This is a genomic window from Variovorax sp. VRV01 (assembly GCF_014852545.1).
Lineage (GTDB): Bacteria > Pseudomonadota > Gammaproteobacteria > Burkholderiales > Burkholderiaceae_C > Variovorax > Variovorax beijingensis_A.
This window is the reverse complement of the sequence record NZ_JACVBS010000079.1, coordinates 1-342: the sequence shown is the minus strand read 5'-3', so window position 1 is coordinate 342 and position 342 is coordinate 1. Positions and strand designations below refer to the sequence as shown.

Below are 342 nucleotides of genomic sequence, written 5' to 3'. Positions count from 1 at the left end.
CGTTGCCGACCTGTGCTTTGCGCAAGAGCAACAGCCGTTCAAAACGTCAGCGTAGCCTTTCCGCACTGCACGAGGCGCAGAAACTTGCAGCCGGCGTGCGAAGCGGTTTACCGCATTCATGGCACGGTGGGCCGTAAAGACTCATCCGGTGATGGAGAAGAGCATTGGGATTCGTCTCCTTGAAACTGGTGATTCGCTCATACGCGGCCAACGAAAGATAGCCAAGACCGGCTTTCTGCGCCTCTGCCAATGTGCATCCCGTCTCTTCTCGATATCTCTTCACCTGCTCGATGTAGCTGATCGGGTTGACTGCTTGCCATTCTTCCTCGGTCAGCATGGGAA

Annotated in this window: 1 protein-coding gene; it reads right to left on the bottom strand. The window is 55.6% G+C overall.

Annotated elements, in window-relative coordinates; all coding sequences use genetic code 11:
• Nucleotides 1–46: 46 nt before the first annotated feature.
• Nucleotides 47–342: hypothetical protein (locus IB278_RS33670; RefSeq protein ID WP_192328890.1), on the bottom strand; the 296-nt coding region annotated here is incomplete at its 5' end.